Genomic DNA, 13,200 nt, shown 5'->3' with positions numbered 1-13,200 from the left:
TGAAAACATTTAGAATATTAAGTGAACGCTATCGAAATAGACGGAAAAGATTCGGTTTACGCATTAACTTAATTGCTGCACTCGTAAACCGGATAAACTTGCAATAATGACTTTCGCAAGAGATCTAATGGATTGGAGATAAATATAAGCTTATGCGTGAATATCTAGGGTCATTTCAATTTTGTCCTGAGACCAGATTTCGATGTCATATTCAATCACCAGATCGTTTGATTTTGAAATACGTTCAATGTAAGTTGCTGTTTGGCTTATAGGAATTCCTAAATATTGGCTCTCAAAATGAGAGACACCGGTATTTTTAATTTTTAACTGACTACTCGTATAATCATAATCAAAGTGATTTTTAATGACATCTTGGACCGAAGTAATCACGTCATAATTCAGCACATCTGGAAATAGCGCAACAGGCAGATAATTGTATTCAAGGAGTACCGGGACATCATCAGCATAACGTAAACGGATAATTTCAATAAAGCCGAGTCTTCTCGTTGCTTCACTAAAAACATCACTGTGATCAAATCGCTCCAGCTGTCTGGTCGAGATCAGTTCTGTTCTGGCATTAAAACCCTGTGCCTTCATATAAGAACGAAAATTTTCAATTGAGTTTGGATAGTATTGAATTTTTTTATTACTCACAAACCAGCCGAGATTTTGCCGTTTGTAAATTTTATCTTCGGCACGAAGCTGTTCATAAGCCTTACGCACTGTTTCCCTTGAACAGTTAAACTTTAATGCCAAGTAACGTTCCGATGGAATCATTTGATTAGAACTGTATTTTTTCAATTCAGCCTCAATCAAATCTCTGATTTCCATATACTTCATTCAGTGAATCCAGCTCGTCAGCGTAAGTTATATTGATGGTACTAAATTAAAGAACAGAGGAAAATTAAAAAAGGTACAGATCAGTAAAAAGATACATTCCCTAGTCTTAATGAGAATTTTTACGGTAATGGTAATCCCCCCTAAAAATATTGATGATGAGAATGCAGGACCTTATCGTCAGCAAAATGTATTAAATTCACTTATGCTCTACTTCCTCACTTGTATCGCAAATTGAATAACATGGCATTTACCACAATGTAATTTTCCCTCCTGCCTTTCTTGCTCCCCGACATAAAAGTGATGGATGTGGTCCTGTCCGAAGACTTCTAGAATGCAACGAGGATCGTATAAATATTCGACATTTGAAGGACCACCGGTTTTATAGTCGATCTGTTCCTTTGAATATAGCTCACCAATAAACCACCCACCGTTGAGCAAGGATTTTCTTATGCCTTCTAAAACCTGTTTTTGTGTTTCTATATCGAAATGACCAAATACACAGATCACATTTTGATAAAACTCCGATGGCCATTGAGCTACTGTTAAATCAACATGTTTAAGTTCAACTTTTATCCCTTGGGCTTCAGCCTTGCTGGACAGATGCGTCAAAGCAACATCAGAATAATCCCAGACTTCCGCTGAAAAAGGGTAACCCTGCTGTCTTGCCCGCTCAGCCAGGTATAAGATATTCCGTCCTTCACCTTCAGCAATTGCCAGTGTTTTACCCTCTATTCGGATTTTGTCCGAAATTTGCTGAATGAAAAGATTTGCTGCTGTGCCATACAGATCTTGCGTCCGGGCATACAATTCATTCCAGTGCTGACTCATTTCAGCCTCCATTTACTAAACGATTCAATCAGCTGGAAAACTCTTTAAATGCCTCTAGGGCATTTGCGGCATACATCAATGAAGGTCCTCCACCCATATAGACGGCAACGCCTAAAACTTCTTCCAGTTCCCGTAGGGTCATGCCCATTTTGACTAAGGTTCGAACATGAAAACCGATACAACCATCACAACGTGCCGCCACACCAATCGCCAAGGCAATTAACTCCTTGGTTTTCGGATCAATCACGCCATCACGCATAGCAGTCTGTGACAATTGGTTAAAACTTTTCATTAAATCAGGCGAATCCTGACTTAAAGTTCTTAAACTGCCCGAAATGTTCTGGGTTAATTCTTTGTATTTCATTGCTTCACCTCAAATAAAGAAATCAGCATTCATTTATATATTCAATAGCTTATTTTTCTACCGGATAGCCCTGTTCCAGCCAGGCCTGGTAACCACCCTGAACCGACTTGACCTGGGTAAAACCCATATTCTGTAAGGTATCGGTTGCCAGTGCTGAACGTCCACCCGTACCACAAATCAAATAAATCGGCTGATCTTTAAGATGTTCCAGTGCCTGCTGGGTATCACAATGATGACTGGCTAAGGGATGCTGGTGAATTCGCATTTCCAAAATACCACGTGGATAATTCACCGCCCGGTCTATCGCTGCTGCTTGGAATTCATCTGGTTCCCGAACATCAATCAGTATGGTTTTATGGTTTTGCATCGCCTCAAACAATTCATTTACGCTGACTTCCTGAATCCGGCTTTTTGCATTCCGGATCAATTGCTCTGCAGTTTTCATCATTTTCATTCTTCCTCGGCCATTAAAACGATATTCACATTGCATAAACGATGCTCAGGGAGATTAAAGCGCTTTAGTTTAGGTACTTAATCGTCTGTTTTAGCCCATGAGCGCTGAATAGATTAAATACATAGCTACCCCAACCACGGTTGTGGCAAATATTTTCTGTACCTTGTTACTGTCAATCCGATGCATCAGACTGCGTCCAATGAACATCCCGACAATACAGGCCAGGACAAAGGCCAGTGTGACCGAAACAGGATATTGAAAGCCCTCCAGTACGTGTGCAGAAATGCTGACCCCACCAATCAGGAAAATAATCATGAGAGAGGTCGCCACGATGCTGCGCATATCGAGATCGGTGAATTTACGCAGGGCTGGAACAATAACAAAACCACCCCCAACGCCAAGCAGACCCGTTAATAAACCTGCCACTACACCAATACCAGCCAGAAAGGAGGCCGTTTTCACATTCCAGATCAGACGACCGGTCGTTTGATTGACCTTGCACGGTGCATTACCATGATCATGGACTTTATTAAAGAAGATCCGGTAAGCAACAATCAGCATGACCAGACTGAAAGCCAGCGTCAGCCAGACTGGAGAAACGATATCAGCCAGATGCACGCCATAACGGGCTGAAGGAATACTGATCAGCGCGATCCAGAGCGCAGCGCGATAACGTACAATACGCTTGAATAAACCTTCGAACGTTCCAACCAAGGCCGACAGCGTGACTGCCAGCAAGCCCACCGGCGCAGCCTGAGCTACCGTCCAACCCTGACTCGCCATCAGTGCCGGTACAGCCAGAATGCCGCCACCAGCACCGGTTAGACCCAGCAAGCCACCAATCGCCAATCCTTCCAGTATTAATGCCCACATCGCCCTCTCCCTTATCCACAAAAATGATTCAATAAAGGTTGAACTTTTTGTTGAATCACGACACAAGCTTATTTGAAGTAGTTAAGAGGAAGCTTGAGGTAAGAAACACCATTTTGCTCTGGCTCAGGAAACTGCCCTGCTTTCATATTGATCTGAATCGCCGGTAGAATCAGTTTAGGCATACTCAGTCCTGAATCCCGCTGGTTGCGCATCTGAGCAAATTCAGCTTTACTGATTCCCTGATGAATATGAATATTCTGTGTCTTTTGTGTCTGTATATCAGATTCACACACATAGGATTCACGTGTTTCAGGCAAATAGTCATGACATAAAAAGACCCGGGTATCTTCTGGCAACTGAAACAGGCTTTGTACCGAATCATAAAGCTGTTCTGCACTGCCACGCGGAAAGTCACAACGTGCTGTACCATAATCTGGCATAAACAGGGTATCACCCACAAAAACCGCATCACCAATCACATAACTCAGGCAAGCAGGCGTATGTCCCGGTGTTGGAATGTTATAGGCTTTCAATGTTCCGATTTGGAACGACTCATGATCTTCAAATAAATAATCAAAGAGCTGCTGGGCATTCCATTGTTTAATATCCAGATGATAAATCGCGCCAAAAGTTTGCTGAACAATACCAATTTTCTGGCTCATGGCAATCTTGCCACCTAACTCAGCTTTGAGGTATTGCGCTGCAGTCAGATGATCAGCATGGACATGGGTTTCCAGAATCCACTCGACCGTTAAACCCTGCTCTTTAATATAGGCAATAATTTTATCGGCATGAATAGTTGAGGTACTTGCTGATGCCGGATCGTAATCCAGAACGCTATCAATAATGGCGCAGGCTTTGGTTGCAGGATCACGTACAACATAACTGAAGGTATTGGTATCTTCGTGAAAAAAATCTTTTACTATAGGTAAGTTTGACATCGTTAAGCTCCTGACCATTTACGGTGAATCCATACACCCACCAGCATTGCTACAATAAAATAGAGCACTTGATAGTGGCCCAAACCGATCAAGGTGAAACTTGGCGCCGGACAGATGCCGGCAATGCCCCAACCTGCACCAAATAAAACCGCACCTGTGATCAGTTTTTTATCTATCTGATTATTTTTAGGTAAATCAATAGGGTCATTAAATACTGTTTTCGGTTGCGCCGTACGTAATGCTTTCTGGAAGGGAATAAAGGCCACCGCAATCGCGCCCATCATGACAAAGGCCAGACTGGCATCCCAATCGCCAAACAGATCCAGGAAATCGAGTACTTTTTCCGGATTGGACATGCCTGATACCATCAATCCCACAGAGAACAGCGCACCAAATAAAAAGGCAAACACATTTTTCATTTTAGAATGCTCCTGTGATATGACGGATAATATAAACAGCGACAAAACCTGCAAACATGAAAGTCATGGTCGCGATGATAGAACGCTTAGACAGGCGACTGATGCCACAAATTCCGTGACCACTGGTACAGCCCGAACCTAAGCGTGTCCCAAAGCCCACTAGCAGACCTGCCACAATCATCATCAGTGGGCTGGCATTCAATTCGATTTCAGGTTGTACAAACAGACCATAAATAAACGGTGTGAGGATCAAGCCTAATAAAAACCAGATTGCAGGCGTTTTAAACATGGTTTTTGAGTTTAATACTTGCCCAATCAAACCACTGATTCCTGCAATACGGCCATTGACGTAAAGATAACCAACTACGGAAAGCCCGAGCATTAAGCCGCCAATAAATGCGATGAGGAAGTCATGCATGATGAATTAATCCCTATACAATATACTTTTTTATATTATATAATAAAAAATATTAATCAAGCAGTTTTATGGTAAATTATGTAAACTGCACGGGCTACATCAAAAGTTGTGAGGACATTTATGGATATGATTGCTGAAAATGCCAAAATTGATTTTTCTCAAGTCGATTTCGTCAGCCAATGCCTAAAAGTTTTGGCCAATCCTGATCGTCTGAAAATCTTATGTGTCCTGGTCGATGGGGAAATGAATGTTCAGGAAATTGAAGAATCTACTGACATTCATCAACCTACACTTTCACAACAGCTGACTGTATTGCGTAAGGCCAACATGGTTGGCACCCGACGTGAGGGCAAGCAGATTTTCTATCGTCTGAGTGATCCCAAGGTCTTGAGCCTGATGCAAAAGCTGTACGAGCTGTATTGCGCCTAGCCCTCCTCTTAATGCAACCAAAAAGAAATGATCAGAAGCAGCCCGCTAAAAGCAGTAAACAGGTTTAGCCATACAGGATGCTGGGTATAATAACCTTCAATAAATTCCGGCGGTCCCAGTGATGTCCATCCCCCTCGATATTGCAGGATTGAGGCGATATTCACCAACATGCAAAACACAATCACCGCAATCCCCATCCACTGTGCATAGGCTATTTTTTATGCATAACGTTCATGATCGACTAATTACAATAGCCGGTTGGATTTTTCAATCACAAAACCAAATGCAATTAATGTCAGACCATTCCGGTTCCCTGCCAGAGCGGTTCATTCCAAAGCAAACAATACCCGTGGATGATCCAAAGTGGACATATCTCATCCGATCTTATTGTTCAAAAATTTCTTTGACGTCCATCGCCAGGCCTTGAGTAGATTTAAATTCACCCTGGTTATTTTTCCAGGCCATCGACGGTGTGGAGAAAAAGCCGTATTTCCCCATTAGGGCCTGGTTGGCATCAATTTTTGCAGCAATTTCTGCAGGAATCTTTGCCATTTTCTTGAGCTGCTTTTTGCCTTTATTCTTGTTTATATCATTAAAAACTGCTGCTGGATTTTTCGACATTAACAATGTTGCCACCTGACCACGGCTTTCTTCACGGATCACACCGACCTGAATATGACGCAGCTGTACCTTGCCTGATTCGACCCAAGGCCGAGCCGCCTGCCAGAATTTATAGCAATATGGACAATTCGGATCGGAAAAGACATAAACCACTCGTGGTGCATCCGGCTTGCCATCCTGAATCCAGGTCGATTTTTCCAGGGTTTTCCAGACATCATCCAATACCGCTTTTTTCATATGCTTTTCAATCTGCTCATTGGACAGGCTTTTCCCTTGCGCATCAAACAGTTCGCCCTTGATATAATATTTGTCATCGTTGGAGATAAATACTGTATTGGAGTACTGGTCTTCATGCCCCACCCAACCGGTCATTCCTTGCGGTGCCGGAATCTGTTTTACAAACACAAAACCCTGTTTTTCAATATTCTGTTTAATATTCGCCTGCGTGTGCATGCTCATGATCAGGAACATGCCTGCACCCAGTACCCGGTAAATTCTGTTCATACTAAGTCCTTCCGTTTTTTTAAGGTTGATCTGAAATTCTGTTTAAATATTGCTGCAACATGGCCGGACTGAGTTCCCCCATATGCCGCTCGACCAGCTGGCCTTGAGCATTAAAAAACAGCGTCGTTGGCAGGCCAAAACTATTCAGCTGCTGTGGCAGTTCACCATATGGGTCCAGCAGGACATGTTTAAATTGAAACTGATGTTTTCTTAAATAGGCATTTACGGTGGCTACCTCCTCACCCTGATTCAGCATGACAAAATTCACTTGAGGATGCTGCTTGGCTGCTTTGGCCAATACCGGCATTTCGCGATGACACGGCGGACACCAGCTCGCCCACAAATTAATTACCGTGGGCTGGCCAATGAATTGGCTGAGTGGAATCTTATCTGTACCCAGACGTTCCTGTTCTAGTCCAGCAAAGGCTAGATCAGGAAACGCTGCTTCAGTTTTTAGACTGGATTTGAACGCGAGCCCAAGCCCGACCCAGAGTACAAAGATGATCAGCAAGATGGCTTTGAATCGGGTCTGCAACTGTCTGTTGCGAATGACATACCATAAAGTACCTATCAGCACCCCGCCCCATAAATGAAAACCTTTGTCCTGGATTTTCAGTATGTCGATGGGGGCTACAAAATACAGCTCGGCATTGAGTAGAACGAAAACAAGACGTGCACCCAGCATCCCTAGCAGAAAACTGCTCCAGAGCAAATCCTGACTTTGTCCAAGCAGCTGTTTAGACCATGAATACTTTCTGGCTAATCCAAACAGGACGGCAGATAACAGCATCAAGCCAGTGGCAACAATCATGAGTGTCCAGGGCAACATCAAAGGTCCCAGATGCAGCGCATCACTGGAAATCATCATAGTTGCTCCCCTTGTAGTTGCTGCAATGTGCCTAGTAAATGTGCCGCACTAAAGCTTCCGGTCAAGCGCAACTCACGCTGCTCCTGATGCGCTGCATTTAAAAATATAAAGGTGGGTGGACCGAGGATTTGCCATTCTTTTAGCAGCTCATCCTGACTTGGATGATAGTGGGTCAGGTCTAATTTGATACGAACCACATTTTGTAAAGCCGTCTGGACATCACTACGTGGAATCACTTCCTTTTCAATCGGTTGACAGGCCACACACCAGTCCGCATACACATCAATTACCACTGGCTGTGCAGGATGTTTGGCTAAAACCTGTTGCAATTCTGCGGCTGTACTGACCTTCTGCCATTCAAGCCGTGATTCCACATGGGCGACCTGTACCTGACTCCAGACATGATAGAGCTGCATGCCTCCTGCAAAGACCAGTAAACCACTGAGCAGCATCAGGACTATTTTCGATACAGACCGATGCACATGGGGCAGCATCTTGAACAAGAAGTAGCCTGAACAGGTGATCAGTACTACACCCAAAAGGCTCAGGTATAAAATGCCGGGCAATAGGGGGCGGGCAAAATACAAGGCCAGGGCCAGCATGACAAAGCCAAAACTAAACTTCAGGCGATCCATCCAGATGCCAGGTTTGGGTAAAAGATGGGACCCAAATACAGCTGCGATAAATAGTGGCAAGCCCAGCCCAAGGCCTAAGACAAACAGATAGCTGGCACCCAAAATCGGTTGATTAAGCTGAGACACATAGATTAAGGCACCGGCCAACGGTGCACTCATACATGGCCCGACAATCAGTGCCGCGATCATGCCCATGAGACCAGCACCAATCAGCGTGCCACCCTTCTGCTTTTGCTGCCATTGATCCAGCCGCTGTAACATGCCTTGAGGTAAGGACAGCTGAAATGCTCCGAACAGATTAAGCGCGAACAAAACAAACAGAATGCTGAAAATACTGATGAATATCGGACTTTGAAACCAGCGCTGAAAACTGTAACCGAGCTGTGCCACAGCAAGTCCTATGACCGCATAGACCAGTGCCATACCCAAAACAAAGACCAGCGCAATCAGTGCAGCACGGTAGCCCCGGTGCTGCTGAACCAGAATTCCCGTTAAAATTGGAATTAAAGGTAAAGAACACGGTAAAAATGCCAGCAGAATGCCAAGCCCGAGAAAAATCAGAGCATTAATCAACAGACCTTGTTTCGACAGCAAACTTAAAAAATACTGGTCATTGTTCCACTGGTCATTCATGCCTGCTGATGAAGTTTGATTTTTAGGGTCTGTAATAAGCTGGTCGTTTTTCTCTGTTAATTCCACCTCAGGCTGCACGACAGGGTCGGAAACTGCAGCGACTTGCACTTTCTCCACCTTTTCTTCAGCCAGTGCTTGATCTGTACTTTGAGTTTGCCCTATAGCTTGGAGCTCATCTTTCTGAGTAGTCAAAATCTTTTCGTTTGCTTCTGGCTGTGTAGTGCTGGCCAGCAGCTTTTGAGGCTTGCTCAAGTTTTGCGCTGGAAATAAACCATCTGCATCAGTTTTTACTGTGGTGCGTTGCACCGGATAACATAAACCGCTTTCTGCACAGCCCTGCCACTGCACCGCAAACTGCTGGTTGGGCTGGACATTCATATTGGTTTTGACTTGCCCATAATGCACCTGAGTCAAACCGAAATTGGGATCATCTTTGTCTTCAGGTTTGGGCAATGCCAACTTGACTGGGGTCTGCTGATGAGACACTTTAAGCTGGTCATGATACAGATAATAACCCTCTGCGATTTTCCAGCTAAGCTCTGCCTGATCCTGACTTGTAGAAACCACCTGAAACTGAAAAGCCTGATCCGGTGGTAAAAAGTCTGCATGTGCAGTTCCCGTCATGATTCCACCGCCGATCACGGCACCCAATATCCACTTCAACATCCAGCTGATCTCCTCCTGTTAGGACTGCATTATTGAAAAACTAAAATTAAGACAACATTAACAGCCCAAATCATTTATAAAATAATGGCAGTTTGATCAGGATGTTCTATGTTTATTGTATTGGTTGAGGATGATCCCTATATCGCACAGAGCATTTGTGCTGCTCTGAACTATCTGAATATTTCAGTGGAGCATGTCAGTCACGCACGTGCTGCAGATTATTTTATCCGGCATAGTGCTGTCGATTTGTGTTTACTGGATTTAGGCCTGCCGGATCAGGATGGCCTGGACTTGCTGCACAGCTGGCGACGTGACCAGATTGATCTCCCGGTACTGGTATTGACGGCACGGCTGCGGACCGATCAGTGTGTTCAGGCCCTGAATGCCGGTGCCGATGACTACCTGACCAAACCCTTTGAGCTGGAGGAACTGATTGCCCGGATTCATGCCCTCACCCGTCGCCACCGCGGCTTTGCCTCGAATACACTGCAATTTGATGACCTGGTTCTGAATCGGGATACCCAGACTGTGACCTACCAAGACCAGGCCGTGAGTTTATCTCGCCGTGAATTCAGCCTGCTGGAAACCCTGATGAGCCACCCCAACCAGATCCTGAAAAATGAACAGCTTATTGACAAGCTCTATGGTTTTCAGGACGCTATCGAGAGCAATGCCCTGAATGTACACATTTATCACCTGAGACAAAAACTACATCCAGACTTGATTCAGACCGTTCGTGGTGTGGGCTATATTTTCAAACCGTTTGAGCATCGTCATGTTTAAGCACAGCTTGAAATGGCGTTTGGCCATGAGTCTTTTGGCCGTGTTTATTGTGCTGTGGAGTGCGGTATTTTCATGGCTGTATATTGACCTGAAACAACGTTTACAAGACACGCTGGATCAACGCCTATCGGCATCTGCGCAAATGGTTGCCCGGCTGATTCAGCAGCTACCGCTGGATAGTCTGGGGGATGCAACCTTATCCAAATTAGCCAAGAATGATGATGCAAACCAGTTAATTGCCTGTGAAGTCTCTCTTTTTAGCTCTGACATCTCGTTAGATAATCAGGTCATTGCCAAAACACGCGGTGCCCCCCAAAATTTAAGCCAGCGACCAGAAGGATTCAGCACCTGGCAGCAGGGTGATACGGAATGGCGCAGTTATGTCCTGCGTCGTGGTGATATTCAGGTGGTGGCGGCAGAACGTATGTTCTTGAGGGATACCTTACTACAGCAGATTCTACAGTCCGTACTGGTTCCCTTGGTCTTCTCACTGCTAATCTGTATTGCCCTGATCATCTTTATTATCCGCAGACAGTTCCGGTCTTTGGATCAGCTCAGTCAATACCTGAACCAGAAAAACCTTAGCTATTCAGAGGCGGCAGATTTTTTAATGCAGCTCAAGCCTGCAAGCATTCCCCAAGAAGTACAGCCTTTTGTCAACAATTCCACGCAGTTGATTCAGAAACTCAATGACAGTCTGCAACAGGAGAAAGCCTTTAGTGCCTATGCTGCACATGAATTACGCAGTCCCCTGACCGCAATTAAAACCCATGTACAACTGGCACAGCTGATCGGTCAGCAGCAGAACCTGCCTGAATCCATTCAGCACAATTTGCAGCAGGCCAATGAGAGTATCCGGCGTTATACACTATTACTCGAGCAGCTTTTATTGCTGACCCAATCAGAAAACAGTCTCCAGGAAATGACTGAGGCCATCTGGCTTCGCCCCACACTTGAGAAAGTTCTTGCAGACTTAGGTACACGCTATCCAGAAATGAACAAAAAAATACAGGTGAACTGGGAAAGTCTAGGCGAAATTCAGCTACCTGAATTTGTGCTGTATACCGTACTGAAAAATCTGCTTGAGAATGCACTGCTGCATGCACAGGCTGAACAGATTTGGATTTCCATGCAGTCTGGTTGCCTGGTGATTGAAGATAATGGCCAGCAACTTACAGCAGAAGATATTCAACATTTAGGACAACGCTTCTGGCGCAAATCTGCTCAGCAGCATGGCCATGGTTTAGGACTGGCATTAACTGCTAACCTGTTAAAACAATATGGCTATCAGCTCTCTTTCAATGCCCGTCGACCCTATGGTGGGCTCAGCATTGAAATAAAGTACGGCGTGTCTAAGCTTGACATGCAAGCTTAGGGATATCCAGCCATACGGCTGTTGGAAAATACCGGGTCAGATACTCCTTTAAATATTGAATGGTATCCATCGCAATCGTTTGATCCTGGTGGTCATCAGCATGGTTAAATGCCACAGCATAAAGCGTGACTTCACGTTGTTTGAGTAGCTCCAGACTCAGTAGAGTATGATTAATACTGCCCAGACGGCCTGAAGTCACCAGAATGACAGGGTAGTGATGCGCTGCAATATAATTGATCGTCAGCATGTCCCGGGTCAGCGGCACCATTAATCCACCCGCTCCTTCAAGCAGAACCCGGTCATAACGCTCGGCCAGTATAGTGGCTGCCTGCTGAATTTTTTCGAAATCGATTGAACGCCGATCCAGTTCAGATGCCAGATGCGGTGAGGCCGGATAGCTAAAGATTTCTGGCATGGTCAGCTTGCCACCTGAGTGCAACTTAATTTAAAAAATAATTGAGGATGTTGTTAAATAAGCTCAAAAAAATAGAAGTGATTACTGGTACGCTTTCACAAGTCCCTTTTTGCTCCGTTCTATATGATAAATCCCGGTCATTGCACTGAATCACTGCTAAAATCTTTTCTTCTATTTGAGTAATGGCCTGCCATACTTAGGCTATTTAGCATACAAAATAAATAAGGAGGCATCATGCCTCTTTGAGCTGTTACTATTTACTTTCTTTTTCCGTTGGCATAAGTCAATCGATTGCTTTTAGACACTATATGGCTGGCAAAATTCCTGTAAATCGAAGGAGTCTTTCAACTGACATAAGCGCTGATACCTTCAGTTAAATCCATGAACTGAGATGCCTCCAGATAATCATTCACTGCTGTAACATGATCCCATCCTGTCCCGGATCACATCACGGGCTGTTTTTAAAACTCCACATAAAACTTTTCAATCAACTGCTGTGTTCTAATCAGCAGATGTTTAAACACATTATCCCGTTCAAATAGCTTCACCTTATAATTTGGCGAGTCTTTAAGTTCTTCCTTGCGCAACAAATGCTTGGAGAACTCGTAATATTCCAGTACATTTTTTATCGTCTCTGGCTTCAAATTCTCCCTCTATGATGCCAGTCAAGGTATTGGCAATATTCCAGATTTTTTGTAGCTGTTGCACCTGGGCATGATTATGACAGTCCAAATCACGAACTCATTAATCCAGTGATTTCGCCTAAAATTTTCAATCATGCCATCGTAAGAAGGTGGCAAAAGACATAGTTTTTCGTGGGATTATGGCGTGAATAATAGTAAGTTTTTGACCCCAAGAAAAAAGTGTAGCAACTTACTACACTTTTTAGATATTCAGAATTTAGGTATTTTCACTTGTATTTTAGACAAGATGTAGCAAGTCCGAACTGCGACATTTTCCCAATGAGCGCCCGCTAATCTCACTAAAAAGATGTACCAGAAATATTCGGTGGTGTTTCAAAAAGTATGCTGAAAAAAAGCAGGTTGGATTTTGATAAAATAGAGAAATGCGAATAACTCTAGAAATCAAGTGTCCAGCCTGCCTAAGTGACAGTATAAAGAAAAATGGCACAAA

General features: G+C 44.1%; 14 protein-coding genes and 4 pseudogenes. 4 read left to right on the top strand and 14 right to left on the bottom strand.

Going from position 1 to position 13,200, the window contains the following annotated elements:
- A pseudogene (locus FTU42_RS14000) lies at positions 1–107 on the top strand (IS5/IS1182 family transposase); the annotation flags it as partial.
- A gap of 43 nt (positions 108–150) precedes the next feature.
- Here FTU42_RS14000 and FTU42_RS13995 read toward each other — a convergent pair.
- From FTU42_RS13995 to FTU42_RS13960, 8 genes are all read right to left on the bottom strand, one after another.
- Positions 151–840, bottom strand: coding sequence for a GntR family transcriptional regulator (locus FTU42_RS13995; protein ID WP_005093757.1), 690 nt, complete (start codon positions 838–840; stop codon positions 151–153).
- 207 nt (positions 841–1,047) lie between these two features.
- A complete protein-coding gene (locus FTU42_RS13990) occupies positions 1,048–1,668 on the bottom strand; it encodes a class I SAM-dependent methyltransferase (RefSeq protein WP_005093755.1) in 621 nt (206 codons plus the stop codon).
- A 28-nt stretch (positions 1,669–1,696) separates the two neighbouring features.
- Positions 1,697–2,032 carry a carboxymuconolactone decarboxylase family protein gene (locus tag FTU42_RS13985; protein WP_005093752.1) on the bottom strand — a complete coding sequence of 112 codons (336 nt, stop codon included), beginning with the start codon at positions 2,030–2,032 and terminating at the stop codon, positions 1,697–1,699.
- 49 nt (positions 2,033–2,081) lie between these two features.
- Positions 2,082–2,477, bottom strand: coding sequence for a rhodanese-like domain-containing protein (locus FTU42_RS13980; RefSeq protein ID WP_035337430.1), 396 nt, complete (start codon positions 2,475–2,477; stop codon positions 2,082–2,084).
- A 99-nt stretch (positions 2,478–2,576) separates the two neighbouring features.
- A complete protein-coding gene (locus FTU42_RS13975; protein WP_074382697.1) occupies positions 2,577–3,359 on the bottom strand; it encodes a sulfite exporter TauE/SafE family protein in 783 nt (260 codons plus the stop codon).
- A 68-nt stretch (positions 3,360–3,427) separates the two neighbouring features.
- A complete protein-coding gene (locus FTU42_RS13970) occupies positions 3,428–4,300 on the bottom strand; it encodes an MBL fold metallo-hydrolase (protein WP_053579072.1) in 873 nt (290 codons plus the stop codon).
- A 2-nt stretch (positions 4,301–4,302) separates the two neighbouring features.
- The gene (locus FTU42_RS13965; RefSeq protein WP_053579073.1) at positions 4,303–4,719 is read right to left on the bottom strand and encodes a DUF6691 family protein; all 417 of its coding nucleotides are present in this window, start codon (positions 4,717–4,719) and stop codon (positions 4,303–4,305) included.
- Between the two features lies 1 nt (position 4,720).
- The gene (locus FTU42_RS13960) at positions 4,721–5,137 is read right to left on the bottom strand and encodes a YeeE/YedE family protein (protein ID WP_016659403.1); all 417 of its coding nucleotides are present in this window, start codon (positions 5,135–5,137) and stop codon (positions 4,721–4,723) included.
- 120 nt (positions 5,138–5,257) lie between these two features.
- Here FTU42_RS13960 and FTU42_RS13955 point away from each other — a divergent pair, with 120 nt between their 5' ends.
- Positions 5,258–5,566 carry a metalloregulator ArsR/SmtB family transcription factor gene (locus FTU42_RS13955; RefSeq protein ID WP_005247061.1) on the top strand — a complete coding sequence of 103 codons (309 nt, stop codon included), beginning with the start codon at positions 5,258–5,260 and terminating at the stop codon, positions 5,564–5,566.
- A gap of 8 nt (positions 5,567–5,574) precedes the next feature.
- On the opposite strand, the pseudogene FTU42_RS15000 reads toward FTU42_RS13955, so the two are convergent.
- The 4 genes and pseudogenes from FTU42_RS15000 to dsbD all read right to left on the bottom strand — a co-directional run bounded on the left by FTU42_RS15000 (position 5,575) and on the right by dsbD (position 9,493).
- Positions 5,575–5,886: pseudogene (locus tag FTU42_RS15000) on the bottom strand (DUF202 domain-containing protein).
- A gap of 64 nt (positions 5,887–5,950) precedes the next feature.
- On the bottom strand, positions 5,951–6,691 hold the full coding sequence (gene dsbG / locus FTU42_RS13945) for a thiol:disulfide interchange protein DsbG (protein WP_016659404.1): 741 nt from the start codon (positions 6,689–6,691) through the stop codon (positions 5,951–5,953).
- A 19-nt stretch (positions 6,692–6,710) separates the two neighbouring features.
- Complete coding sequence (locus tag FTU42_RS13940) at positions 6,711–7,559, bottom strand: TlpA disulfide reductase family protein (protein WP_016659405.1); 849 nt, start codon at positions 7,557–7,559, stop codon at positions 6,711–6,713.
- Positions 7,556–9,493 (bottom strand): protein-disulfide reductase DsbD, encoded by a 1,938-nt coding sequence (gene dsbD / locus FTU42_RS13935; protein WP_053579074.1) that lies wholly within the window; start codon positions 9,491–9,493, stop codon positions 7,556–7,558. Before dsbD ends, FTU42_RS13940 begins: the two co-directional genes overlap by 4 nt.
- Positions 9,494–9,601: 108 nt before the next feature.
- Here dsbD and FTU42_RS13930 point away from each other — a divergent pair, with 108 nt between their 5' ends.
- The gene (locus FTU42_RS13930; protein ID WP_005093734.1) at positions 9,602–10,276 is read left to right on the top strand and encodes a response regulator transcription factor; all 675 of its coding nucleotides are present in this window, start codon (positions 9,602–9,604) and stop codon (positions 10,274–10,276) included.
- Entirely contained in the window at positions 10,269–11,651 is a 1,383-nt protein-coding gene (locus FTU42_RS13925; RefSeq protein ID WP_159516674.1) for an ATP-binding protein, read from the top strand. The genes FTU42_RS13930 and FTU42_RS13925 overlap by 8 nt, the downstream gene beginning before the upstream one ends.
- Here the strand turns inward: FTU42_RS13925 and bioD are convergent.
- Positions 11,629–12,075, bottom strand: a pseudogene (gene bioD, locus FTU42_RS13920) (dethiobiotin synthase); the annotation flags it as partial. The gene FTU42_RS13925 and the pseudogene bioD overlap by 23 nt on opposite strands.
- Before the next feature lie 452 nt (positions 12,076–12,527).
- Positions 12,528–12,716: pseudogene (locus tag FTU42_RS14950) on the bottom strand (hypothetical protein); the annotation flags it as partial.
- Positions 12,717–13,200: the final 484 nt, after the last annotated feature.

It is taken from the genome of Acinetobacter sp. YH12102 (genome assembly GCF_013419125.1).
Classification (GTDB): domain Bacteria; phylum Pseudomonadota; class Gammaproteobacteria; order Pseudomonadales; family Moraxellaceae; genus Acinetobacter; species Acinetobacter pseudolwoffii.
This window is presented reverse-complemented; position numbering and strand designations above follow the sequence as displayed.

Coding starts and splice junctions, on each gene's coding strand:
- FTU42_RS13980 (WP_035337430.1), bottom strand. CDS start 2,477: ATGAAAACTGCAGAGCAATTGATCCGGAATGCAAAAAGCCGGATTCAG.
- FTU42_RS13955 (WP_005247061.1), top strand. CDS start 5,258: ATGGATATGATTGCTGAAAATGCCAAAATTGATTTTTCTCAAGTCGAT.
- dsbG (WP_016659404.1), bottom strand. CDS start 6,691: ATGAACAGAATTTACCGGGTACTGGGTGCAGGCATGTTCCTGATCATG.
- FTU42_RS13930 (WP_005093734.1), top strand. CDS start 9,602: ATGTTTATTGTATTGGTTGAGGATGATCCCTATATCGCACAGAGCATT.
- FTU42_RS13985 (WP_005093752.1), bottom strand. CDS start 2,032: ATGAAATACAAAGAATTAACCCAGAACATTTCGGGCAGTTTAAGAACT.
- FTU42_RS13975 (WP_074382697.1), bottom strand. CDS start 3,359: ATGTGGGCATTAATACTGGAAGGATTGGCGATTGGTGGCTTGCTGGGT.
- FTU42_RS13965 (WP_053579073.1), bottom strand. CDS start 4,719: ATGAAAAATGTGTTTGCCTTTTTATTTGGTGCGCTGTTCTCTGTGGGA.
- dsbD (WP_053579074.1), bottom strand. CDS start 9,493: ATGTTGAAGTGGATATTGGGTGCCGTGATCGGCGGTGGAATCATGACG.
- FTU42_RS13990 (WP_005093755.1), bottom strand. CDS start 1,668: ATGAGTCAGCACTGGAATGAATTGTATGCCCGGACGCAAGATCTGTAT.
- FTU42_RS13970 (WP_053579072.1), bottom strand. CDS start 4,300: ATGTCAAACTTACCTATAGTAAAAGATTTTTTTCACGAAGATACCAAT.
- FTU42_RS13925 (WP_159516674.1), top strand. CDS start 10,269: ATGTTTAAGCACAGCTTGAAATGGCGTTTGGCCATGAGTCTTTTGGCC.
- FTU42_RS13995 (WP_005093757.1), bottom strand. CDS start 840: ATGAAGTATATGGAAATCAGAGATTTGATTGAGGCTGAATTGAAAAAA.
- FTU42_RS13960 (WP_016659403.1), bottom strand. CDS start 5,137: ATGCATGACTTCCTCATCGCATTTATTGGCGGCTTAATGCTCGGGCTT.
- FTU42_RS13940 (WP_016659405.1), bottom strand. CDS start 7,559: ATGATGATTTCCAGTGATGCGCTGCATCTGGGACCTTTGATGTTGCCC.